The sequence below is a fragment of the Corynebacterium sp. LK33 genome, assembly GCF_014334955.1.
Taxonomy (GTDB): Bacteria; Actinomycetota; Actinomycetes; order Mycobacteriales; family Mycobacteriaceae; genus Corynebacterium; species Corynebacterium jeikeium_D.
The window spans coordinates 212,360-235,303 of sequence record NZ_PDGU01000007.1; the positions used below are offsets into that span (position 1 = coordinate 212,360).

The following is a 22,944-nucleotide window of genomic DNA, read 5'->3' on the forward strand; positions in this document are numbered from 1 at the left end:
TCCTAGACCTTCCAATTCGATGGGTACGCGGTCTTATCATTCGCGGCATGAGCATCGGCAATAATCTTCCGAACTAGCTCCTGCCCGTCGGCGTCAAGCTCTGCATACCAAACGGCGATACCAACAGCCGCGTCCTCCACAGGTGTAGCGGCTAGAGCTTCTGCCACCCGTACAGCAACCTTGCTGATCTCGACCTGCTCATTCTGCGGCTGCTCATTGTCGTTAGCCATGTTCCTTACCCTCCAGGTAGTCGAGTACTTCCGATTTGTCCCAAATCAGCCGATGACCAACGCGCCGGGCGGCGAGCGTTTCCGCATACCGCCGGGCTTGGCGAGGACAGACCCCCAACATCTCAGCGACCTGAACCGTACTCAACGGCTCTGAAATGGGCTCTGGTGGGCACTCTTTCAAATCTGACCTATCCGACACGTCCCCATGTCCTGATAAGGCAATCAGCCCAATTTCCCTAATCGAGTTGGACTGAACCAACGACAACGGCACCCCATTACGACGCATTGCACTAGCACCGTGAAGCAACAGCCGATAGACCTCACGAGCATTATCGCCAGTGACCAAAAAACCATGCTCGATACGCATCACTAATCACCCCTCCATAACGCCAGCCACCCCGCCCGGCGCGCCCCGCCCCCTTTGTAGGTGGCGGGTGTTAATTGGGGTGCCGTTGTGGTCGTATGCGATGCCTGCCCAGATCCCGGCGCGGTGCTGGGGTTCGAGTTCTTGGGCTGCTTGGTGGCAGGCGTTTTGTACTGGGCAGTGTCGGCATAGGTTGGCAGCGTGGTGGGTGCGTACTTCGAATGCGATTTCTGTTTCTTGTGTTGCGCGGGCGTCGAATAGTGGTGCGTAGCCTCGGCACGCGGCTCCGGTGAGCCGGGTATCGATGATGTCGGCTAGTTCGGCTGGTATTTGTGGCAGCCGGTGCGCATCGGATCGCGTGCGTTGCATTGTGAGGTTTCCTTTTTGTGCTGTGGCTATGCGGCGGTGTCTTTTTTGATGGCGTTTTCCGGTGCTGGTGTCGGTGGTGTTCCGGGTAGGTGCCATGCCCAGCCGCCTGTACCTTGCTTTTTGGCTTGGACGCCTAACCGTGTTTTGGCGGCTCGCACTTGGTTCATGCTCCAACCGGCGCCCATTGCGTCGGCTTTAATTTCGGATGACCATCTAGCGCCGGTGGCTAGTTGCTCGCGTAGCCATGCATCAACACCGCGGCGGGTGGCACGGGTGTCCGGTGAATTGTCTACGTCGAGTAGGTCGCGGGCGTCGCGATTGGTCATTGCACCCCAAATGACACGCGGCGCGCGGGCTGGTGTGCCGTTGGGGATTGGGACTAGGCAGTCTTCTAGGCGCGCCGGGCGGGTGATGGTGCGGGCGGCTAGGTTCGATTTGGTGTTAGTTACGAGTACTCCCCCGTTGGTGTCGTCGGCGGCGACGGCTAGGACTGAGCGGGGGACTTGTGACCATGCCGACGAGCCGAGGACGGCGCGGCCGGTGTCAGCGGTGGCGACTTTACCGAAGTGGGTTACTCCGATGATTGCGACGTTGCTTCTTTCAGCAAGTGCGGCCAGGGGGTCGAGTAGTTGGCGGACGTCTCCGGCGTGGTTTGGGTTGAGTTGTGGAGAGAGCACGGCGGTTATTGGGTCTATGACTACGAGCCCGTAGCCTTCAAGTTGGATTAGGTGGGATAGCGCGGCCATGTCTCGGGGCAGCTCGAGCGCTCCGGGTAGGTCTGCGTTGGTGACATCGAGGAAGTCCACGCGATCTAGGTCGGCGTCGGCGGCGAGTAGGCGGGGAACTGTGACGATGCTTCGTGAGTCTTCTATCGAGATGTAGAGCACGCGCATGGGGCTGTTGAAGATGCCTAGTGTTGCTTGTGCTGCAAAGTCGGCGGCAATGGTTGATTTGCCGATTCCCTCACGGCCTGCGATGAGAGTTAAGGCGGCATCTGGAATCCAGGCGTCGAGTAGCCAGGTTGTGCGGTGCGGTTTTACTGTCGATGCCCGGCGCGCGGCTAGTTTTCGTGTGTTAGCCTTTGGGTGCGATTGTTTCGGTTCAGGTGTTTTCACTGTTTTCTCCATAAGGTTAATCCCGGTGCTGCGTTTGGCGGCTCCGGGGTTTTCTTTTGTCACTGTGACGCTTCTGTAATGATGCGTAAGGCGGTGTAGATTCCTGAAATGAACTCTGCCCGTGCGTGTGGTGTGTAGTCGTCGGTGTGACAAATTTCGATTGCCAGCCCCATATCGTTTTCTATGTCGGTTCCGGCGAGGAAGTCCCGCTCTGTGGCGTCTCCGGCGGCGGTCATGCGGTTGTGGGTTGCGCGGATTACGGCGGCGGGGTCGGCGGCGAGGGTGATTTCTTTTATCCCGTACTCGTTTGTTTCGCAGGCGGGCGAGTCGATGTAGTTGGCGAGGTATCCGCCTATTACGTGCCCGTTGGCGTCGGTGACTAGTTCGAGGTTTTGGAAAATGATGCTTCCTAGTTGCGTAGTGGCTGCAAGTAGTAGGCCGGTTGTGATGCCACGGGCGTAGGCGGTGTTGGACGTCGTTAGTGCTTTTTCGATTGCCTTGGTGTCCATCATGGTGGCGGGTCTCCTAAACTATGTCGGGTATGCTGTGGCCGTCGAGAACAGTGAACTGGGGTTGCGATTCAGTGGCCACGAGCGCGGCGCGTAGGACGGCTTGGAGAACGTCGGCGGTTTCTGATCCCGTACTCTGTGCAAATTCACGGCAAGCCCGGTGAATATCATGGACGGTTAGGTCTGCAATCACGTCCGGCGCGGGAAGCGGCATCGACGGAAAGCAGTGCAGAAATGCAACTCGGGCTAGTCCGTCGTAAACGGCTTGGTACACGTTTGTAGGTGTCGGCTCGGTCATGGGAAGAAAATCATCTCCATCAACGTGGAAATGTCTAGCTGACGATCTTTGCCCGTGATGTCCTTAATCGCTTGGATCAACATCGCTACGTGCTCCATCGTTATCGGTGTGCCAGCTTCGACCTCATCAAGAACGGGAATATCGGGGCAAATGACACTCATGACGAAGCTCTGCATCTCTATTAGCGCGGTGCGGCTAACTCGGTTTTCACCCAATCGGGACATGGCTTCACCTTTCGTTTGCGGCGGGTCGGGTGATGTCGGCGAGAATATGCTTAAGGCGGACGGCGTGAATGTTGACGGTTAGCCATTCCATCGCCACGCGGCGCATCTCCGGGGCGTTCTTGTTGTTGGTAGCGCACGCTAGTTCTGTGGCGAGTTGGCGGGCGTGTTCGTCGATGGCGCTGGAAGTTGCCTTAATCGACTCAATAAGATTGCCGTAATCACGGCGGTAGGCGTTAGACATGGTTGTGTTCACCCCACTGGTCGGCCAATGCTTCGCAGTCAAGATTTTCCAACAGGTCGATAGCGAATAGTTCGAGCTGTTCCAGTTCCTCCCACGCTTTCGAGGTTGGCATGTATTCACAGGTAGATCGGTAAATACGTTGTGCTGGTAGAGTGTTCATTGCATTCCTTTCCGGGTTTGCATCGACGGCACCCGCCCCCATTTCTGTATTGTTCCCAGTCCAAAGGTGAAACAGATTTGGGATTGGCGGGGCTTTTTATTTTTTCGGGGGTTTGGCGGATTCTAGGGGTCGTTGGCGACGGCCATTAGGCGCGCTGCAAGCGAGAGCAGATCTATCACTGTCTCTAGTTCCTTTGCGTTGACGCGGTGGCCGTTGAGCCGTGCCGTTCCGTCGGCTGTGACGTCGACCTGTATGCCGCCGGCGAGCCGCGCGGTCATTGCCGGCCGGCTCACAGTTCGCCCTCATTTGTTGCGGTTCCGGTCTCTGCGAGGTTGTTCAGAGCGGCGCGGGGAACGCGGATAGCGCGCCCGAGACGAATGACAGAAACGGGGAACTTGTCTTCTGCGATGAGGTAGTAGGCGGTTCGGGTGCTGATTCCGAGCGCGGCAGCCGCTTGGGGAACCGTGAGCGTCGCGGCTGGGGGCTCCGACTTCGGCATAAAAGACTCCTTTTCGGTTTACGTACGCAATTCGTTAGCTTTCCTGCGTACATGAACGACAGTACCCTAATGTGAACGCCAACGCAATAATTGCACGCATTGCGTAAATCTACGCCAGATTTATCCCCTGTATGCTTACTCCTATGGACTGGGAACGAGAACTAACTGTGCAAATAGGCCGCGCAATCGACGAGCGGCGTAACGCGCTCGGATTAAGTGCACAAGCTTTAAGCGACAAAACCGCTGAACTAGGGCACAAAATTTCTCGTTCTGCAATTGCTGATTACTCAAACGAGAAACGGCGGCCAAGAGTATCAGTTGCAGATCTTCTTGTATTAGCTCGCGCTTTGGAGACTCCGCCGGTCTATTTACTGTTTCCCAATGCCCCCGGCGGGCGGGTGACATATTTACCGGGAGAAACTGAATCGGCGGGGGCTGCTGCTGAAATGTTTAGTGGTTACTACACAGGTTTTGGCGACTCTGATTGGGAGTATTTCACCGGCGCACTTCGCGACTATCTTGATTCGTTTGCCACGTATTCGCTCTATAAGGAGCAATTGAAGCTAGATAACGAAGCGGGCATTGATCCAGCTACTCCATCGGAAACGACTACTAACCTCTATGCTCTCGCGATTCGTTCAATCAACTTGACGGGAAAAGCACTATCGCAGGCAGCACGGCTAACAAAAACCGATGCGCCCCTCAACCTACGACCGAGTCGACGGGTGCCAAATGATGCGCCTATGCCGAAATGGAAGAACGATGGCGCGGATTAGATTGGCTCCCGGTGAATGGGGCGGCGTGCAGCTTAACCAAATGCCTAATGGCCGTTGGCGCGCCCGCGTGCTCTATCGCGCGGCCAGCGGCGAGACTAAGCGCGTGCAGCGCGTGGCAGCGACAAAGACAGCGGCGAAACGTGACGCCTTGCAAGCCGTCGAACAGGTTGCCCGCGTCGGCGTCGGTTCCCAATCCGATTGCACGGTGAAAGAACTCGTAGAGACTTATCTTGAGTGGGGACGCGCCCATAAGTGGCGGCCACAAACAGCCGACCAATACGACTATCACGCGGAAAAAGACGTGTACCCGGCTATGGGGTCATTATTGGCGCGTGAGGGAACGACACCGATTTTCGAGCACCACCTACAGGCCATTAAGCAACCCTCTAGGCGGCGCGCGGCGCGTGTCCTGCTGCGTGGCGCGTATACGCACGGCCTGCGCATCGGAATTGTGACGTCCAACCCGGTTGAGGGAACAACACCCGTACCCCGGCCACGTCCGACAGCGGCGGCTATCACCCCGGCGGATATGGAAACGGTGCGCGGCGCTATCCGCGCTTGGCAGAGTGCCACCCCCTTGGCCGGTGGCCGCGCGCCGTACCTGCTGCACTTTCTCGATGTGCTGATTGGCTCCGGTGCGCGCCCCAATGAGATTTTAGGGCTCCGGTGGGACGATGTCGATATTCCGACGCGGCAAATTACGCTGAAGTCAACCGTGACGCGGCATAGCGGCGAAGATGGGAAAAGTCACCTGTTTTTACAGGAAGCGACAAAGACGGCGCGGGGTTTCCGCGCGGTAACCCTGCCGGATTGGTCAATGACAGCGCTTGAGCTCCAACGGCTAAGCCCGTGGGGCGAAGACAGCGGGAAACTTACGACGCCACCCGGTCTAGTCTTTCCGAGCAGTCACGGCGGCCTGATGGATCTAGCCAACGTCCGCCGGTCGCTGCGAGACGCCTTGAAGCACACGGGGATTGCCTTTCACCCTTACTTGCTCCGTTCGACCGCTCTCACGGCGGTTGCCGACGTTTACGGCATGGTTGCAGCCCGTGACGTCGCCGGGCACACCACGACGGCTATCACTGAATCGCACTACGTCCAGCGGGCTGCGGTAGCGCCCGATGTTTCCGGCGCGCTCGGTGATTATCGCCCGAAAAGCTAAACCCCGCGCCCTGTCCGGCGCGTCCCCGTGACCTGCGAAGATGAGGAATGTCCCTATATACCCTCATCTTCAACTTCTTCTGTATCTTCACAGGTCAGAGACTTATCTTTAAAACTCATCTTTAACCAAAGGTGAGAATGTTAGGCAAGCAAAAGCGTTAGCTTTTGCGCGGCAGAACAAACGAGCGCTAGCGAGTGCGTTAGCTCTCTCTTCTCTCCGTGAGTCAGCGGCGTTGACTCTTTAACACGTTCCCTTTTTGTTCCCTTTTTGCCATGTCACACCATGACACTGAGACTGAAAGATAGTGAACGTGGCTGTAGTAGTTTCCACCACATGCGGGGAAATCGTCTGGCTGTCACAATGACTTAACGCCCTTTTGTCGCAGGTTCGAGCCCTGCTGGGGGCACTAAAAACTCCGGGCTCACCTCACGCCCATTTACCCGACATCCGGTTGTAACAGCTGGCGCACAGGGAGATGTACTTCGGCGCTTCGAGTGCCTCAATTTCCACGGTTTCGCCGTCGAGGATAATGCTGCCGTCCGGATTCAACCGTGCAGTAAAGATGGCCTTCTGCCCACAGGTGCAAATTGTCTTAATTTCCTCAATGGTGTGGGCAACTTCGAGCAAGCGCTGGGAGCCTGGGAAGGCATGCGTGCGAAAGTCGGTACGCAGACCGTAGCAGAGCACCGGAGTACCGCGAAGGGTAATTCCCAGCAACTGATCGACCTGGTCAGGGGTAAGAAACTGTGCCTCATCGATGATTAGACAATCGTAGCCGTCGGCAAGCGAGGAGAGGTCATCGCCATCGTGGATGAGGTGCGCGCGTTCCGCGATTCCGATGCGGGAGTGCACGTCGCCGTCAGCCAAAGTATCCACGGCCGGCTTGGCGATCAACGGCCGCATATCGCGCTCGCGGTAGTTGTGGGCGACGCGGAGGACCTCGATGGATTTTCCGCTGTTCATGGTTCCGTAGCGGAAGTACAGTTTTGCCATAGCCATCGATTGTAGGGCATCGATTCGCGGGCTCTGACGGCTGTAAACTCGGGCCGCCAACACGGATTTGAATTCCCGACTATCCTTTATTTTTATGCAGCCGATTCCTGACCTGAATGAGAATCCAACAGTTGTTGTATGTGGATCTATCCACCTAGATACCTTGGTACAGGTCGATAGTGTCCCCGCAGAAGGTGGCACGCTCATCGTTGATGACGGCACGAATATGCTGGGCGGCAAGGGCGCTAACCAGGCCGTTGCTATCGCTTATGACGGCGTCCGTGCGATCATGGCCGGTACGGTTGGTGAGGACCGCGCAGCGGATTTCGTGGTCGAGGAACTCAACGCACACGGCGTAGATGTCCACTCCATTCAGACGTCCTGGGATTTGCCGACCGGCAGCGCTTTCGTCGCAACGAACCGCAAGGGTCGCCCGGTGATTTTTGTCCAGCGCGGTGCCGATGCGCTAACCGACCCCACCGATTTCGTCGACGAGTTCGCATCAGCGGATGTCGTGCTCGCGCAGGGCGAGCTACTTCCGGAAGCAACTGAGGCCATCGCGTCCGTCGCATCCATGTACAGCGCGCGACTGGTGCTGAACCTCAATCCGGTCGTAACCGTTACACCTGCCCTGATTGACCATGCAGATCCGCTGATCGTCAACATGAAGGGCGCCTGGGAAACAATCCGTCGCCTGGACATCGCCGAAGGAATCCGCGCTACCGACTACCGCGCACAGCTCGAGGCGCTTCTGCAGTACTGCCCCAGTGTCGTCATGCTCCGGGGCGACCACGGCTGTCTCTTCGCACAGCACTCCGACGGTCTCGACGACGAGCCGACAATCTACGAGCACCCCGCGCTCAAGCTGCCAGAGGAGAAGATTGTCGACGGCACTGGCTCCGGTGATGCGTTCGTCGGCACGCTCACCGCGGAACTAGCTAAGGGCACCTCGCTTTACGACGCCGTCCCCCTGGCCACCGCAGCAGGCGCAGCAGCTGTACAGGCGGTCGGCGCATGCTCCGCTTTTGCACGTCGCGAAAAACTGCTGGAGATGGTCGAGGCGGAGGATTTTCCCTCTGTGAAAGAGTACGCGGGCTAAGAATTGTCAACAGCCTGGTGTGCGAGCTGGCACCGATTAAGTCAGTGCCAGCCGGGCCAGTGGGGCCAGCGGGAGAACCTACCCAGCATTGTCTGGCAGAACGGGCTCAAGCGCCAGCATCACCAAGTACCAACTCAACGCGTACCCGATGAGGAAGACATAGGTAGCAATCGCGTAGATTTTCGCCGGGAAAAAGAATATGGCCGCGGGCACGATGAGAAGCGCCAAAACTGCGAGCGCAGTCCGCGGCAGGTTTTTGACGGTCATGCTGGTGGCCGTTGCCAGGGTTCGGCGTAGCGACGACTGACCGTCGGAAAGCGAGCACAGCGAGTAGACCCACGCGGTAATTCCCAGCAGGATTAGCGCCCCGGAGGTAACTCCTGCGGCGAAGATCAGGCCGACAGTGCCGAGGTCCGCGCGGGAGATAACGTAAAACTCATAGCCAATGCCACTGGCGAGAACCAAGGTGAATAGCCACCACACGGTTGGTGTGCGCCAATTGTCCAACAGTGCGCGCAAGAAGCGCCGTACGGGCCTTGAGCCTTCGTCACGGACCATGTCGCGAGCGACCACTACCCCAGCGCGAGTTGCGGCGCCTGCAGTGACTATCGGGATGGATGCGACGATCATCAGCAGGTTGATGATTACAAGGTCTGCTAACAGCGACCAGGCTGCGTAGAACTTTGTATCGGTGCTGAAAAATCTATCCACGGGTTCATATCCTAATAAAGGCTGATTAACAGACGAAAGCCTCAACCTACGCGGTTGAGGCTTTCGCTTTCGTAAAACGCGGTGCTTGGCGTCCTATGCGCTAACGCTTAGGCAGCTATCCCTTAACGGCACCCGCAGCAACACCCTCGATAATGTGCTTCTGGGTGGCGACGTAGAAAATCACAATCGGAATGATTGCGAGCACCAGCATTGCCATCATCGCGCCAAGGTCACGGTTACCGTTGGAGCCAACGAAGCTCTGCACGACAACCGGGATGGTCTTGTACTTAGTAGACAGGCCAATGACCAGGTACGGCAGCAGGTAGTCGTTCCATACCCACATAGCGTTCAGAATGGCGACAGTCACTGCAGTCGGCTTGAGCATGGGCAAAACGATGCGGAAGTAGTTCTGCATCGGAGATGCGCCATCAATCATCGCGGCTTCCTCGATGTCAATCGGGATGGACTTGATGAAGCCGGCAAACATGAAGACCGACAAGCCGGAGCCAAAGCCCAAGTAGAGAACCACGATGCCGATTGGGTTGTTCAAATGCAGCATGTCGGCGATCTTGACGGTCGGGAACATCACCATCTGGAACGGGATGACCATCGAGAACACAAACAGGTAATACAGCAGCGAGGTCCACCACGTCTTCACTCGCGTGATGTAGTAAGCCGTCATCGCAGAGAAGAACACAATCGCAATAACCGAGAGGATCGTGATGACAAAGGACCACACGATCGCCCAGCCGAAGCCCTCCTTCATCAGGCCGACGGCGTAGTTTTCGAACCCGACCCACATGTCACCTAGTGGCAGCTGGAAGGGGTTATCTGAAATTGCGAACTTGGACTTGAACGAGTTGAAGATAATGAACGCGATTGGCCCCAAGAACACGACGGTCAAAAACACCAGAATCGCGTAGATGATGACCTTAGATACGCCTCCCACCTTGGCCTCGTCCTGCTTAGCGGGCTTGGCCTTGGGGAGCTTGGTGGCCGTTTCAGTGGTCATTGCAGCGTCGACAGACATTTATGCCTCCACTTCCTTGCTGCGAGTAGCACGCAGCTGCAGCATCGCGATCGCTACGACCACGACGACGAAAATTACTGCCTTGGCTTGACCAACGCCCTCCACACCAATTCGGTTGAACATGGTGTTGACGATGTTCAGAGCAACCATTTCTGTCTCTGAACCCGGCGCACCATTGGTCAGGGCCAAGTTTTGGTCGAAGAGTTTGAAAGTGTTCGACAGGGTCAAGAAGAGGCAAATGGTAATCGATGGCATGACCATCGGGATAGTAACGTGCCGCAGGATCTCCCAGCGTCCAGCGCCATCAATCTCCGCAGCTTCGATGAGCTCCGGCGGGACATTCTGCAGACCGGCAATATAGATAATCATCATGTAGCCGACCAGCTGCCAGTTGATGAGGATGATCAGACCTGCGTAACCGAACTTCCAGTCGGACACAATCGTCGTACCGTACGATGCCAGCACGGCGTTAATCATCGACTGCCAGGTGTAACCGAGCACGATGCCACCGATAAGGTTCGGCATGAAGAAGACTGTGCGGAAGAAGTTCGTGCCCTTCAGCTTGCGCGTCAGAATCCATGCGATCCAGAACGCGAACAAGTTCACAGTAATGATGGAAACAACAACCACCATGAGAGTGAATCCGAAGGAAGCGACGAAGCCCTCGCGCTCACTAAATGCCTTCTGGTAGTTCTCGATACCAACCCACTGCGCATTAGTGATGGTTGTGAAGTCAGTAAATGATAGGAAGAAACCGATAACGAACGGCACCAGGAACGCGATTGCGAAGGCAATCAGCGTGGGTAGCACGAAAATTGGGAAATACTTTTTCAATGTTGCTTGCATCTACAACACCGCTCCTAAAGCTAAAGGCGGAGCCCGGTGCCTCGAGACCGGTTTAACAGGTCACCGAGCCCCGAGCTCCGCCTTGCCATTGGATGAACTCATTCCGTCGGTTGTTCATGCGCGAGAAGCTTTCGCTTCACACTCACCGATGGAATGGATCACCATTGATTTGCTGGTATTTAATTGTTCGGAGATTCCGCATTCCAGCTGTCGGCGAAAGTCTCGACAACCTTGTCCCACGGCATCTTTCCGGAAGCGTACTGCGCCAGCGCTGCGCCAAAATCATCCTTGAACTGCTGAGACGGGAAGTACTGGAAGTCCCACGGGATGGTGGTCAGGTCCTCGTTCTCAATTGCTGCGGCCACTTCCTTGGCCAGCGGGTCATTCGGAGTGTCGGCTTCAGTGAAGTTCTGGAACGGAGCGATGAATCCAAGATCCTCGACGACGTACTTCTTGCCCTCATCGGTGTTGAACAGCCAATTGACGAAGTCCTTCGTTGCCTTTTGGGAAGCCTCCGAAGCCTTAGAGTTGACCGTCAGGTAGTTCTCAGTACCAACCGAGATGCCGGTCTTATCCTCGTCCTTCAGGCCCATGTACATAGGCATGAACTTAATCTTGTCCTGCTTGACCACGTTGCCGGAGACATCGTTGATCTGGGACCATGCCCAGTTGCCATTCTGAACCATAGCGGCCTTGCCCTGAGCGAATTCAGCCATCGAGTCGGACACAGCCTTCGACGGGGCCAGAGTCTTTTCGACAGTGGAGTTATTCAGGTACAGATCAAAGAGGTTCTTGAACTCCTTGTTGTACTTGAACTTCACATCAGCGGTTTCCTTGGTGCCAAGGTCCTCGAATTCATAATGAACCGGTCCGTTGGCCAAGTGTGTCTGCCAGCGCCAATCCTCACCGGATGCGAGCGAGGTGGAAGCGAAGGTGCCGGAAATCCCCAGCTTGTCCTTCTTGGCCTGCATGTCCTCAGCGACTTCCTTCAGCTTTCCGAAGGCCTTAATCTCGTCGATGCTCTTGGCCTTGGCATCGGGCAGCGCGAAGTACTTGTCCATGATCTCTTCGTTATAGATCAGGCCAAACCCCTCGACTGCAAACGGGACGCCGTATACCTTGCCGTCCTCGCCCTTCAGCGGCTCGATGCCCTCGTTGAGGTTTTGTGCGATCTCAGTGTCAGACATGTCAGCCATGTATTCCTGCCAAGTACGCAGGCCCGCCGGACCATTGACCTGGAACAGTGTTGGCGCGTCCTTTTTACCAATCTCGGCCTTCAGAGTTTGCTCATAGGAATTCGAAGCAGCGGTAACGACCTTGACCTGGACACCAGTCTTGTCAGTGTATGCCTTCGCAATCTTCTGATATGCGGCATCCTGCTCCGGCTTGAAGTTAAGGAAGTAGACACCACCATCTGCAACCGCATCATCACTCGAGCACGCAACCAAACCAGCGGTTGCCATCAGGCCTGCTGCACACAGAGCTGAAAGGCGCTTGAAGTTCTTCACTATATTTTCTCCCTTGAGAAGAAAGGCCACTTCAATGGCATCCTCCGAGTAATTCGGACGAATATTTGCCAGCAGCCGTGGCCTAATTGGATTATCCCGCCCTGCGGCTAGAAGTAGCCTTTCATGCGAACTTCGACGCCACCCACGCGGGTATTCGGTCTCACCAAAATCTTACTTGACCAAAACCAATTTAGGTTGACCTTCAGCCAGCTGTGAACAAATGCAAAGGAGAAAAATAGCAAAAGCTCTCGAAAGCACACCTAGAATTCGAGCTGTTTTCGCTGAACAGAGCCGCCTACCGGCACCAAAGTAGGCACCTGGCCGCGACAATCACACGCAGACCCGACAACCACCCGACCACCAAAAGCACCCCTGTTTGGCCTGAATGTATATTTTTATAATATTCTGGCGGGTCGTTTACTTGTCACTTTTGAAATAATCGTACGCTCGACAGTCTGCTTCTAGAGAGCTACTCGACCTCATCGCTCGCCGGAAGATATACGGACTCGTCGCGATGCCCGGGCAACACTCGGTCCACGTAGCTCTGCACCGCTTCTTGAAGCGGCACATCCGCACGGCGTTTTTCTGCCATGTACCAGCGATGCTCCAAGACCTCGTGGAAAACCTGCGCATCCTGCAGCCTTCCACGCAGCCCCTCGGGCACAGCCAGGATTGTGGCCTCGAAAACTTCACGCAGCCATCGGTGCGCAACCTGCTCTAGCGGAACCCCTTCAAGACCTTCCGCCAACCGAAAGGTCTGCATACTATTGAGCATCCGCCTCGCTTGCCGTTCTTGAACATCCAACCCCGTCAGTCGCATTAACTGCCGATTGTGATGCCCTGCGTCAACCACTCGTGGTCGGAACACAACGCGGCCACCATCACTGGTGACTTTCAGCTCGCCAACATCGAAACCGAGGTCGTTGAGCCTGCGAATCCGCTCATCGACAAGCCAAGGCTCCTCAACACCAATAGATTCTTCCCCCGTCAGCTCTTGCCACAGGTCCTCATAACGCTCAATAATGCGCCTACCCACCGCAATTACGTCCAACTCAGGATCGAGGAATCCGCCGGCCTGCAGATCCATGAGCTCTCCGATGATGTTGGTATGGGCAACGTCAACGTCGTAAAGCCTGCGGGAATCTGAGAGTGTGCCTTGCAAATCTCCCGTTTCCGCGTCGACAAGGTAGGCGGAGAAAGCGTCTGCGTCACGACGAAACAACGTGTTCGACAGTGACACGTCGCCCCAGTAAAAACCAAGGAGATGTAACCGAACTAGCAGGACTACCAGCGAGTCAATCAGGCGGACCACAGTTTCGCGGGTGACCTGTTGAGAAAAAACTGCACGATACGGCAGCGAATACTCGAGATGTTCTGTGACGAGTGCGGCAGTTAACGGTTCGCCATCTGGATCCTTCCGGCCGGTGATTACCGCGAGCGGGCGAACCGATGGAGCACCGAGCCTGACCAGGTCACGCAGCATTCGATACTCATGATGAGCAGTGAACTCACCAATTTCTTTCACTGCAATGACGCGGTCATCTAAGTTGACGAATCGAACAATGTGTCGCGAAATTCCCTGAGGCAAGGCGGCTAACAAATCATCTGGCCACTGTTCCAGAGGTATATGCCAAGGAAGGCGCAAAAGCTTTGAAGCCACCGTTGTCGCGGCTATTTTCATAGTTTCCGACACGGTGGCTCCTAAAACTGTCTTACTGTCCCACTGCCCTACCAGCTACTCATTTCATCTAAACGAAAGAGTTTAGGCCGGAAGGCGCATACCAGTCGACTTCGAGAACAGGTGCAGCATGCCCGGACGAATCTTGCCGTAAACTACCGAGCCCAACTTCGGCGCGGTGCGCGGGGCGGTACGAATAACCACCTGACCGTGTTCCTCTTCGTCCGGGTTAGAGGAAGATCCGGAGCTCAGTGCTCCGCCACCGACGAGGTCGCCATACATGAATGCATCGGAGCCCAACTCCTCGACCAAGTTAACCTGCACCGGAATGACGTCATCGCCCGGACCCTCGACCAGGTCGAATGCCTCCGGACGGAAGCCCACGATAATCTGGTTCTGATCCTCCGGCGTGATTGCAGCAAGTGTGGCTTCCGGCAGCTTAATCTTGGCCTCACCCAACGTGGCGTAACCATTAGAGACGTTGAACGTGCCCAAGTTCATCGCAGGCGAACCAATGAAGCCTGCGACGAATTCGTTTGCCGGGGTTTCGTAGAGTTCCCGCGGAGTACCGACCTGCTGCAGAACACCGAAGTTAATGACCGCGATGCGGTCGCCCATGGTCAGCGCCTCAGTCTGGTCGTGGGTGACATACATAGTGGTCACACCCATCCGACGCTGCATGGCCGCAATCTGAGTACGGGTTTGAACACGCAGCTTCGCGTCCAGGTTCGACAACGGCTCGTCCATCAGGAACACCTGCGGCTTGCGCACAATCGCACGCCCCATTGCCACACGCTGACGCTGACCACCGGACAGAGCCTTAGGCTTACGGTCCAGGAACTGAGTTAGATCCAGGGTCTTCGCAGCTTCTTCGACACGACGGTCAATCTCGTCCTTGTCCACACCAGCAATCTTGAGCGCGAAGCCCATGTTCTCGCGCACCGTCATATGCGGGTACAGGGCGTAGTTCTGGAAGACCATCGCAATATCGCGATCCTTAGGCGAGACATTGGTCACATCACGGTCACCAATGAAAATCTTGCCCTCATTGACCTCTTCCAGACCGGCAAGCATGCGCAGTGTTGTGGACTTACCACAACCGGAGGGGCCCACCAGAACCAGGAACTCGCCATCGGCAATTTCCAAGTTGAACTTGTCCACAGAAGGCTTCGTCGCACCAGGGTAAATGCGAGTGGCATCAGCAAAAGTCACAGTAGCCATGTGAATACAAACCTTTCATCGGCAGGTACGTGCCGAACGATCCGAGTGAAAGTAACCGCAGGAACAGCTCCTACGTATCTGCCTCACAAGCTTACCCTTAATCGAGCAGCCCCGTCACGAGCTCCGCAATCTTCGAGCGCTCCGAGCGCTTCAGCGTGATGTGTGCAAAAAGCTCGTTGCCCTTGAGTTTTTCAATCACCGCCTGCACGCCGTCATGGCGGCCGACGCGCAAGTTGTCACGCTGCGCCACATCGTGCGTAAGGATGACCCGGGAATTGCTACCAAGACGCGACAGCACCGTCAGCAGTACGTTGCGCTCCAGCGACTGTGCCTCATCGACAATCACGAAGCTGTCATGCAGGCTACGACCGCGAATGTGTGTCAGTGGCAGTACCTCCAGCATGTCGCGCGAGGCAATCTCATCCATCACGTTGTCTGAAACCAATCCCTCCAGGGTGTCGTAAACAGCCTGCGCCCACGGGTTCATCTTTTCGTCCTCACTACCTGGCAAGTAGCCAAGGTTCTGACCACCTACCGCGTAGAGCGGACGGAACACCACAATCCGGCGATGCAGTCCGCGCTCCAGCACCGACTCCAGTCCCGCGCACAGCGCAAGCGCCGACTTACCCGTACCGGCTCGGCCGCCGAGGGAAACAATCCCCACCGAGTCATCCAACAGCAGGTCAAGCGCCACACGCTGCTCCGCCGACCGCCCCTTCAGGCCAAACGCCTCCGTATCGCCCCGCACAAGCTTGACGACGCCCGGGGCGCTCACCCGTGCCAGCGCAGACTGGCTACCAGCGCTGAGCTGCACGCCGCAGTGCAGCGGCTGATCCTGGATCTGCTCGAGCTCAAGGAACCCATTGGCGAAGAGACGATCAATTTCCTCCGGGTCGACGTCTACTTCCACCATTCCCGAGTACCCAGTCAGAACGACGTCCTGGGCGCGGTAATCGTCGGCAGGCAAGCCGACCGCACCAGCCTTGACGCGAAGCGGAATGTCCTTGGTGACCAGCACGACATCATGTCCATCGTGCTGAAGATTAAGGGCGCAAGCGAGAATGCGGTGATCGTTTTCGGCGGTGCGGAAGCCTGCGGGAAGGATGGAGGGATCGGAGTGGTTGAGCTCAATATGCATAAACCCGCCAAGATCATTGGCGGGCACAGGCCGGTCCAGGTGGCCGTAGCGGTAACGCAGCTCTTCGAGGAAACGGAGCGCTTCTCGGGCGAACCACCCCAGCTCTGGGTGGTGGCGCTTGGCCTCCAACTCACTCACCACGACCAGCGGAAGCACAACTTGGTGCTCATCGAACTTCTTGGTGGCGTGGGGATCGGACAGCAGGACCGAGGTATCAAGCACGTAGGTACGCATGCCCTCAGGCTAAAAGTCAGAGGTAGAAATTACGTGGTTGTGAGATGAATGCTTGGTTATCAGATGAACCACAGTTGGTTACAGGCTCTAATCCTCAAGTTGAACCCTAAGGAACTGGCCGAGCACCGAGCACCACTGCCCGGCCACTCCACTGCCCTTTTAATGGCGACTAGTCGTTGCAATGGTGACTAGTCGTTGTGACGGATTTGGCGACCCAGCAACTTGTGGCGAAGCGGATCAACCGCCAAGGTCACAGCGCCAACTGATACAACTCCCACGAGATACGCCAGCGCAACAACAAGGGAGCGTTGACCAAACGTGATTTCGTTCGCAATCGGTCCGAACATGGTGGCTCCCAACAGCGCACCCATGACAAAGCCGAAGATACTGGTCGCAAGCATGGGAAAGAATGTCTGCTTGAAAGTGACCGTGCGGTGGAAGTTGATTGGCGTCCCGATGAAGTCCAGCGCCTTTGTCAGCGATGCCTCTTCATAGACGGCTGAGGCCTGAGTCAGAAGCGTTGACACCAGCAGCAGAATGAAACCGATTACGAAAGTGATAGTCACACCGGTTGCAATATCGTGCGCGAATGTGACATCTGCAACCTCTTCAATCTTGTCTTCGCCAGGCACCATCATTGTGTAGCCAAGCAGCAGAGACAGGAAGGCCATGGAACTTACTCGACGCCACGATTCCTTAGCGTTAGTCGCTACTCGTCGCGTCGCCACAAAATCACTTGAAGTACCGAAGAAGCTGGAGATGCGGGCAACAAGCTGGATAAAGAAAGGCGCCACCAGGCCAATTGCCCAGACCATCAGGTACATCATCGCTGCGACACCAAGCGTGGCCGTGACGGTCCCACCCGCGATATTGGAGTTGGCAACCACGTACAGGACACCCGCACCGATGACAACGGCCACAATCATGCGCCACGCCTTCATCGACTTGGGCACTTCTTTACGGCTAACGCCGAGTGGTGAAATCATCACCCTTCGCAAACCAACCACAGCCGCATAGAGCGCGAGGATTACCACGGCAACCCAGACCAGCGGGTAGCCCCACCAGGGCAGCAACATGTCCCAGGTATCCAGGTAGTCATTGTCGAACTTGATTATCGCCCAGAATGGCGCAGTGGCCACCGACAACAACGTGCCCACCACAAGCCCAACAGCTGCCAATACAAGGGTCTCGATAATCACCATGCGCGTAACTGCCCCGTTAGACAGACCAATCAAGCGCAGAGTTGCCAACCGCTGCTCACGTCCTGCAGCGCCAAGCACCGCCGACTGTGCCACGAGCGAAACCATTGCCGGAATCACAAAAACACAGGCCACGAGGGCCAGCTGCAGGTACATCTCGCCCTGACCTTGATTCATGTAATCCTCGGGCGTTGGGTTCGGCGGCAACTGTGGCTCAGCCTGCCAACGGCGGTAAAACATCGCCGTGCCACCGACGACGACCAACGCCAACCAGGTACTCACGGTCATAGCTACCACGGACAGTGCGGACAACCAGCCGTTTCCCGAATGCGATTCACGCCCGGCGCGCTGCAGCCGCGTGCTCAAGTCCGCTAGTGCGCCGGTACGAATTCTCTGGGGTTTTGGTGCTTCAGTTACGGTGCTCACTTTGTAACCTCCGCTCCTGCCAGCATGCGGTCGTCGTGAATCAGGCCATCGCGGATCTCCACACGTCGACGACACCAGTCGGCCACCTTCACATCGTGCGTGACCATCACCAATGTCGTGCCAGTCTGCTCCACCAACGCGGTGAGCTGCTGCATGACCTCATGGCCTGTGGACTGGTCCAGCGCGCCAGTCGGCTCATCGGCGAAGATGACACCTGGCTCGCCGGCCATCGCGCGGGCAATTGCCACACGTTGTGCTTGACCGCCGGACATCTGTCCTGGGCGACGGCGCGTGAGGTCCTTGAGCCCCAGGCGGTTGAGGACATCGTCGGCAAGCGCGAGTGACTTCGAGCGCTTCTTGCCCTGCAGAATCATTGGCAGAGCAACGTTTTCCCTGGCAGTCAGCTCGGGAAGGAGCTGGCCATCTTGGAAAACGAAGCCGAAGTCGTGCAGGCGGAGGGCGGAGCGGTCGGCGTCGGAAAGCGAACTGATCTTTGTGTCACCGAAGATGACGTCGCCGTCGTCCGGTAGCAAAACGCCGGACATGCAGTGCAGCAGCGTGGACTTACCAGAACCTGACGGTCCCATGACTGCAACCGTTTCGCCGGGCTCAATGGTCAGCGAAATGCCGGTGAGAACGGGAGCGGAATTGTAGGACTTAGTGATGTCACGAATACAAAGTCGTGCGTTTCTTGGGCTGTTGTTGTCTGTCATGGCACTCATTTCACTCGCACGGAGGCGATTTCAACACCGTGCCCACTTTCCTTTTGCGGTAGTGCTAGGTCTACTATGCCGGAAATTAATTCCTCCGCAGACAGAGCTTTCGTACCATAGGAAACTATGGAGCTGAAGGATTATTTCCGCAAATATATCGGCGCGAACCGCCGCGAAAAAGCGCATAAACGCAGCTACGAGGAATCCGCCGCCGCTCGCATCGCCGAACTTACCGCTTCACGACGAACAATTGCCGAAGCCTTCGAGATTGAACGTCGCCGCATTGAAAATGACCTCCACGACGGAGCTCAGCAATACATTGTTGCGGCTTCAATGAAATTGGGACTTGCAGAATTGGAGGCATCCAATACTGGCAATGAGGAACTAATGCAGCTCCTCGCGGAAACTCGCGGCCATTTGGAGGATGGATTACGCGCTTTGCGGCGAACAGTCCACGGAATTCACCCGCAGGTGTTGCGTGATCGCGGTCTGCAAGCGGCTGTGGAAGAGATTGCTGAAGGGTACGGCCCTCACGTTGTTGTGCACACTCCCTATCCCCTGCCGGAATTGGAAGAAAGTGTGCTCGCCGCGGCGTATTTTTTCTGTGCAGAAGTGCTGACTAATGCGGCGAAATATGCGCCGAATGCTCCTGTTTCTGTGCTGCTCACCTCAGATCAAACACTGAATATTTCAATTACGGACCAAGGCCCAGGCGGGGCAAAATTGGGACGTGGATTGCGGGGCATGAAAGAGCGTCTAGCCACTTTCGACGGTGCAATGACCATGCACTCTCCCGAAGGTGGGCCAACGCAGGTAATAGCCAGAATTCCTTTGATGTTGAACCGCTGGGAATCGGGCATTGGAGAAATGGAAGGCATGGAAATGGAAAACGTGGAAATGAAAGGTGCGGAGAAGAAATGAAAATTGTCATTGCGGATGACTCGGCACTCCTGCGGGAGGGGGTCGCGGGGCTCGTCGAAAAGCGTGGACATGAAGTGATTGCGATGGTCGACACTGCCCACGGCCTGGTGGCGGACATCGATGACCGTTTTGATGACACGGGCGAGCTGCCAGATCTGGTGATAACCGATGTGCGCATGCCTCCAAAGATGAGCGATGACGGCCTGCGGGCGGCGGTCGAGTTGCGCGAGCGCTATCCGCAGCTGAATGTGATGGTGCTGTCGCAGTATGTGGCGCCGGCGTATGCGCGTGAGTTGTTCTCGCCGGGCGGTGCTGGGGGTAGTGCTGGGGTTGGTACTGGGGTTGGCTCGAGTGGCAGCAGCTCGAGTGGCGGGACTGGATATCTGCTCAAAGACCGCGTTGGCCAGGTGTTGGACTTCTTGGGTTCGCTCGAAGTCGTCGCCGGTGGTGGCGTGGTGATTGACCCAGATGTAGCGACGGCATTGATGCAGTCCGGTAAATCGGGGCTAGCCAGTTTAACGGCGCGCGAGCGCGAAGTGCTCGAGCTGATGGCACGCGGCAAGTCCAATAAGCAGATTGCCGACGACCTCGTGCTTTCCGGGGCGGCAGTGGCGAAACACGTGTCCAACATTTTTATGAAGCTGCATCTGGAGCCCGGTGAGGAAAACCGCCGCGTGCGGGCAATTTTGGAATTTCTCACGGCGACATCGGGGCAGATTTAGGGTCGGCAGCAATCGCATCTCTCACAAAGTCGATGAAAAAATAAGTGTTGATTGTGGCACGAGTCACAATTTAAAGTTGGCACATACGCTTGTTGTTTCCCTATCGAAAGGACGTGTCTACATGACTGTTTACGCCAACCCCGGCACCCCCGATGCGATCTTCACGTACAAGGAGCAGTACGAGAATTTCATCGGCGGTAAGTGGACACCTCCAGTAGACGGGCAATACATGGACAACTCCACCCCGGTTACGGGCGAGGTTTTCTGCCGGGTTCCGCGGTCTAACGAGAAAGACATTGAGCTCGCCCTCGACGCCGCACACAAAGCGAAGGACTCCTGGGCCTCGGTTCCTGCGGCCGAGCGGGCGCTGATCCTCCACCGCATCGCGGACCGTATAGAGGAAAACCTTGAGAAGATTGCCGTCGCCGAGACCTGGGAGAACGGCAAGGCCATCCGCGAGACCCTCGCCGCTGACATCCCGCTCGCAATCGACCACTTCCGCTACTTCGCCGGCGCCACCCGCACGCAGGAGGGGCGCATCTCGCAGATCGACGACAACACGGTCGCCTACCACTTCCACGAGCCACTCGGCGTCGTCGGCCAGATCATCCCGTGGAACTTCCCCCTCCTGATGGCCGCATGGAAGATCGCCCCGGCCCTCGCCGCCGGCAACTGCATCGTGCTCAAGCCTGCAGAGCAGACCCCCGCGTCGATTCTCATGCTCACCGAGATCATCGCCGATCTACTTCCGGACGGCGTCCTCAACATCGTCAATGGCCTCGGCACCGAAGCCGGTGCTGCGCTGACCGCAAGCGACCGAATCTCCAAGATTGCGTTCACCGGATCGACTGCCGTTGGCCAGGTAATCAACAAGGCAGTGTCCGACAAGATTATTCCAATCACGCTGGAGCTCGGCGGCAAGTCCCCATCCATCTTCTTCCCCGACGTCATGGATGCCGACGACGCGTTCCGTGAGAAGTGCATCGAGGGCCTGGCCATGTTCGCGCTGAACCAGGGCGAGGTCTGCACCTGCCCGTCGCGAGCCCTGGTCCACGAAGACATCGCTGATGAGTTCCTGAAGCTCGCGGTCGAGCGCGTCAAGCAGATTAAGACCGGCAACCCGCTGGATACGTCGGTACAGATGGGTGCCCAGGCGTCCCAGGAGCAGCTGGACAAAATCTCCGGATACTTGGAGTCCGGGCCGACGGAGGGCGCGGAGGTTCTCACCGGCGGCAACGTCGCCAAGCTCGAAGGGCTGGAGGGAGGCTACTACGTCGAGCCGACCATCTTTAAAGGCAACAACTCGATGCGTTTCTTCCGTGAGGAGATCTTCGGCCCGGTCCTGGCCGTGACAACCTTCAAGACTCTGGACGAGGCTCTCGAGATTGCCAACGACACTATCTACGGTCTTGGCGCCGGCGTGTGGAGCCGCAACCAGAACAACGCCTACCGCGCTGCCCGCGGTATCCAGGCTGGCCGCGTATGGGTGAATAACTACCACAGCTACCCTGCTCACGCAGCCTTCGGCGGTTACAAGCAGTCCGGTATCGGCCGCGAGAATCACTTGATGATGCTCGAGCACTACCAGGAGACCAAGTGCATGCTCGTCTCTTACGACGAGAACCCGACTGGCCTGTTCTAAGAATCCGACCCCTTGGGGTTAGGCGATCTGTCGATTCCGATTCACGTCCGATGAAGGTGTCGACAATCGCCTCTACCCCCAAAAAAACGCCCTCCGCGCCTGGCAGGTTACGATGGTCGGCCTTAACCTGACGCACCAGGCGCTGGCGACTCCAAAGTTAGAGGCCTAACTCACGGCCGCCAGCTAGGCCTCTCTTTCTTTCTTCACTTGCCGGTACCACCTACGCATCCGATTAATCGCGGCACTGGCGGCCCATCCGCCGAGAAATAGTAGCGGGATGTAAAAGAACACAACATAGGCGACGACCATGCCGTCCTGGCCATCGAGCGGCGTGGTGAGAAATAGGAATGCCAGATCGCCAAGCGCGGCAATTCCTGCGCCGGTAGCTGCTGCGACAATGCTCCGCGCGCTGGTCATCCCCCGAGCCAACGACCCATCACCGGCGAAAACGGCTATTGCTCCGACCAGCATTACTGAGACCAGCATGGACACAATCCACGACGCAATTCCTTCGTCGTAGGCGAGGTTGGGCTCCGGCAAGATTAGCCCACCTAAAACACTCCACGCGACCGCGGCGAAAAAGGACGCCAGCAAGGGGCGAGTTATACTGTCGAGCCTCATGCGTCCCAGGTTACGTGAGATGACCTCCAAAAATGCTGGATCTCCCCTCCTCAGTGGAGAATCGAGTCACGCCCGCAAGAGCAAAAATCCCCCGACCATAGAGTGGGTTAAGTAGCAAAACTGACAACCCCGAAAAATTATGGGCTGCAAATGTGAAACTGTGTGAGTTTATGACACTTTCAGGCCATTTTTCGAGCCATTTTTGACATAAACGCAGTCAGTAACTCGCACTGGGGTAAGTGGCGAAAGGTGCCCACCGGCGACGCACCGACCAGACACGCTTTTCTTTACCTAC

The 22,944-nt window shown here is 56.7% G+C and carries 27 protein-coding genes; 6 read left to right on the top strand and 21 right to left on the bottom strand.

Annotated features, from left to right (window positions below; genetic code table 11):
• Positions 1–2 precede the first annotated feature (2 nt).
• From CRD20_RS01825 to CRD20_RS01870, 10 genes are all read right to left on the bottom strand, one after another.
• Positions 3–230, bottom strand: coding sequence for a hypothetical protein (locus CRD20_RS01825; RefSeq protein ID WP_187404732.1), 228 nt, complete (start codon positions 228–230; stop codon positions 3–5).
• Positions 223–597 (bottom strand): helix-turn-helix domain-containing protein, encoded by a 375-nt coding sequence (locus CRD20_RS01830; RefSeq protein ID WP_187404733.1) that lies wholly within the window; start codon positions 595–597, stop codon positions 223–225. Before CRD20_RS01830 ends, CRD20_RS01825 begins: the two co-directional genes overlap by 8 nt.
• A 6-nt stretch (positions 598–603) precedes the next feature.
• Positions 604–1,059: a WhiB family transcriptional regulator gene (locus CRD20_RS01835; protein WP_370545777.1), complete on the bottom strand. Its 456-nt coding sequence runs from the start codon at positions 1,057–1,059 to the stop codon at positions 604–606.
• A complete protein-coding gene (locus tag CRD20_RS01840; RefSeq protein WP_187404735.1) occupies positions 990–2,078 on the bottom strand; it encodes an AAA family ATPase in 1,089 nt (362 codons plus the stop codon). Before CRD20_RS01840 ends, CRD20_RS01835 begins: the two co-directional genes overlap by 70 nt.
• Before the next feature lie 59 nt (positions 2,079–2,137).
• A complete protein-coding gene (locus CRD20_RS01845) occupies positions 2,138–2,590 on the bottom strand; it encodes a hypothetical protein (RefSeq protein WP_187404736.1) in 453 nt (150 codons plus the stop codon).
• 291 nt (positions 2,591–2,881) lie between these two features.
• Positions 2,882–3,109 carry a hypothetical protein gene (locus CRD20_RS01850; protein ID WP_187404737.1) on the bottom strand — a complete coding sequence of 76 codons (228 nt, stop codon included), beginning with the start codon at positions 3,107–3,109 and terminating at the stop codon, positions 2,882–2,884.
• Between the two features lie 4 nt (positions 3,110–3,113).
• Entirely contained in the window at positions 3,114–3,350 is a 237-nt protein-coding gene (locus CRD20_RS01855) for a hypothetical protein (protein ID WP_187404738.1), read from the bottom strand.
• A complete protein-coding gene (locus tag CRD20_RS01860; protein WP_187404739.1) occupies positions 3,343–3,510 on the bottom strand; it encodes a hypothetical protein in 168 nt (55 codons plus the stop codon). The genes CRD20_RS01855 and CRD20_RS01860 overlap by 8 nt, the downstream gene beginning before the upstream one ends.
• Before the next feature lie 122 nt (positions 3,511–3,632).
• On the bottom strand, positions 3,633–3,803 hold the full coding sequence (locus CRD20_RS01865) for a hypothetical protein (protein ID WP_187404740.1): 171 nt from the start codon (positions 3,801–3,803) through the stop codon (positions 3,633–3,635).
• Positions 3,800–4,009: an AlpA family transcriptional regulator gene (locus tag CRD20_RS01870; RefSeq protein ID WP_187404741.1), complete on the bottom strand. Its 210-nt coding sequence runs from the start codon at positions 4,007–4,009 to the stop codon at positions 3,800–3,802. Before CRD20_RS01870 ends, CRD20_RS01865 begins: the two co-directional genes overlap by 4 nt.
• A gap of 143 nt (positions 4,010–4,152) precedes the next feature.
• Between CRD20_RS01870 and CRD20_RS01875 the strand changes: the two genes are divergently transcribed.
• The gene (locus CRD20_RS01875) at positions 4,153–4,785 is read left to right on the top strand and encodes a helix-turn-helix domain-containing protein (protein WP_187404742.1); all 633 of its coding nucleotides are present in this window, start codon (positions 4,153–4,155) and stop codon (positions 4,783–4,785) included.
• A gap of 40 nt (positions 4,786–4,825) precedes the next feature.
• Complete coding sequence (locus tag CRD20_RS01880; protein ID WP_187404743.1) at positions 4,826–5,947, top strand: tyrosine-type recombinase/integrase; 1,122 nt, start codon at positions 4,826–4,828, stop codon at positions 5,945–5,947.
• A 426-nt stretch (positions 5,948–6,373) separates the two neighbouring features.
• Here the strand turns inward: CRD20_RS01880 and CRD20_RS01885 are convergent, their stop codons facing one another.
• On the bottom strand, positions 6,374–6,940 hold the full coding sequence (locus CRD20_RS01885; RefSeq protein WP_048732776.1) for a thymidine kinase: 567 nt from the start codon (positions 6,938–6,940) through the stop codon (positions 6,374–6,376).
• Positions 6,941–7,034: 94 nt separating this feature from the next.
• Between CRD20_RS01885 and CRD20_RS01890 the strand changes: the two genes are divergently transcribed.
• Entirely contained in the window at positions 7,035–8,039 is a 1,005-nt protein-coding gene (locus CRD20_RS01890) for a PfkB family carbohydrate kinase (protein WP_187404744.1), read from the top strand.
• 78 nt (positions 8,040–8,117) lie between these two features.
• On the opposite strand, the gene CRD20_RS01895 is transcribed toward CRD20_RS01890, so the two are convergent.
• From CRD20_RS01895 to CRD20_RS01935, 9 genes are all read right to left on the bottom strand, one after another.
• On the bottom strand, positions 8,118–8,750 hold the full coding sequence (locus CRD20_RS01895; protein WP_049189607.1) for a DUF624 domain-containing protein: 633 nt from the start codon (positions 8,748–8,750) through the stop codon (positions 8,118–8,120).
• Between the two features lie 115 nt (positions 8,751–8,865).
• Positions 8,866–9,762 carry a carbohydrate ABC transporter permease gene (locus CRD20_RS01900; RefSeq protein WP_042389412.1) on the bottom strand — a complete coding sequence of 299 codons (897 nt, stop codon included), beginning with the start codon at positions 9,760–9,762 and terminating at the stop codon, positions 8,866–8,868.
• 18 nt (positions 9,763–9,780) lie between these two features.
• Positions 9,781–10,626: a carbohydrate ABC transporter permease gene (locus CRD20_RS01905; RefSeq protein WP_016423090.1), complete on the bottom strand. Its 846-nt coding sequence runs from the start codon at positions 10,624–10,626 to the stop codon at positions 9,781–9,783.
• Positions 10,627–10,805: 179 nt separating this feature from the next.
• Positions 10,806–12,089 (bottom strand): ABC transporter substrate-binding protein, encoded by a 1,284-nt coding sequence (locus CRD20_RS01910; protein ID WP_088611979.1) that lies wholly within the window; start codon positions 12,087–12,089, stop codon positions 10,806–10,808.
• Positions 12,090–12,603: 514 nt separating this feature from the next.
• Positions 12,604–13,815, bottom strand: a complete 1,212-nt coding sequence (locus CRD20_RS01915) for a DUF4032 domain-containing protein (RefSeq protein WP_187404751.1) — start codon at positions 13,813–13,815, stop codon at positions 12,604–12,606.
• Positions 13,816–13,896: 81 nt separating this feature from the next.
• Positions 13,897–15,033, bottom strand: a complete 1,137-nt coding sequence (locus tag CRD20_RS01920; protein ID WP_016423093.1) for an ABC transporter ATP-binding protein — start codon at positions 15,031–15,033, stop codon at positions 13,897–13,899.
• A 97-nt stretch (positions 15,034–15,130) separates the two neighbouring features.
• Positions 15,131–16,405, bottom strand: coding sequence for a PhoH family protein (locus CRD20_RS01925; RefSeq protein WP_042388806.1), 1,275 nt, complete (start codon positions 16,403–16,405; stop codon positions 15,131–15,133).
• Between the two features lie 188 nt (positions 16,406–16,593).
• Positions 16,594–18,030, bottom strand: a complete 1,437-nt coding sequence (locus CRD20_RS01930) for an FtsX-like permease family protein (RefSeq protein WP_187404745.1) — start codon at positions 18,028–18,030, stop codon at positions 16,594–16,596.
• Entirely contained in the window at positions 18,027–18,743 is a 717-nt protein-coding gene (locus CRD20_RS01935; protein ID WP_083310559.1) for an ABC transporter ATP-binding protein, read from the bottom strand. The genes CRD20_RS01930 and CRD20_RS01935 overlap by 4 nt, the downstream gene beginning before the upstream one ends.
• A 126-nt stretch (positions 18,744–18,869) precedes the next feature.
• Between CRD20_RS01935 and CRD20_RS01940 the strand changes: the two genes are divergently transcribed.
• The 3 genes from CRD20_RS01940 to CRD20_RS01950 all read left to right on the top strand — a co-directional run bounded on the left by CRD20_RS01940 (position 18,870) and on the right by CRD20_RS01950 (position 22,028).
• Positions 18,870–19,664, top strand: coding sequence for a sensor histidine kinase (locus CRD20_RS01940; protein WP_151011479.1), 795 nt, complete (start codon positions 18,870–18,872; stop codon positions 19,662–19,664).
• Positions 19,661–20,386, top strand: a complete 726-nt coding sequence (locus CRD20_RS01945; RefSeq protein ID WP_038626003.1) for a response regulator transcription factor — start codon at positions 19,661–19,663, stop codon at positions 20,384–20,386. Before CRD20_RS01940 ends, CRD20_RS01945 begins: the two co-directional genes overlap by 4 nt.
• 121 nt (positions 20,387–20,507) lie before the next feature.
• Entirely contained in the window at positions 20,508–22,028 is a 1,521-nt protein-coding gene (locus CRD20_RS01950) for an aldehyde dehydrogenase family protein (protein ID WP_187404746.1), read from the top strand.
• 183 nt (positions 22,029–22,211) lie between these two features.
• On the opposite strand, the gene CRD20_RS01955 is transcribed toward CRD20_RS01950, so the two are convergent.
• Positions 22,212–22,649 carry a hypothetical protein gene (locus tag CRD20_RS01955; protein ID WP_069359231.1) on the bottom strand — a complete coding sequence of 146 codons (438 nt, stop codon included), beginning with the start codon at positions 22,647–22,649 and terminating at the stop codon, positions 22,212–22,214.
• Positions 22,650–22,944 lie beyond the last annotated feature (295 nt).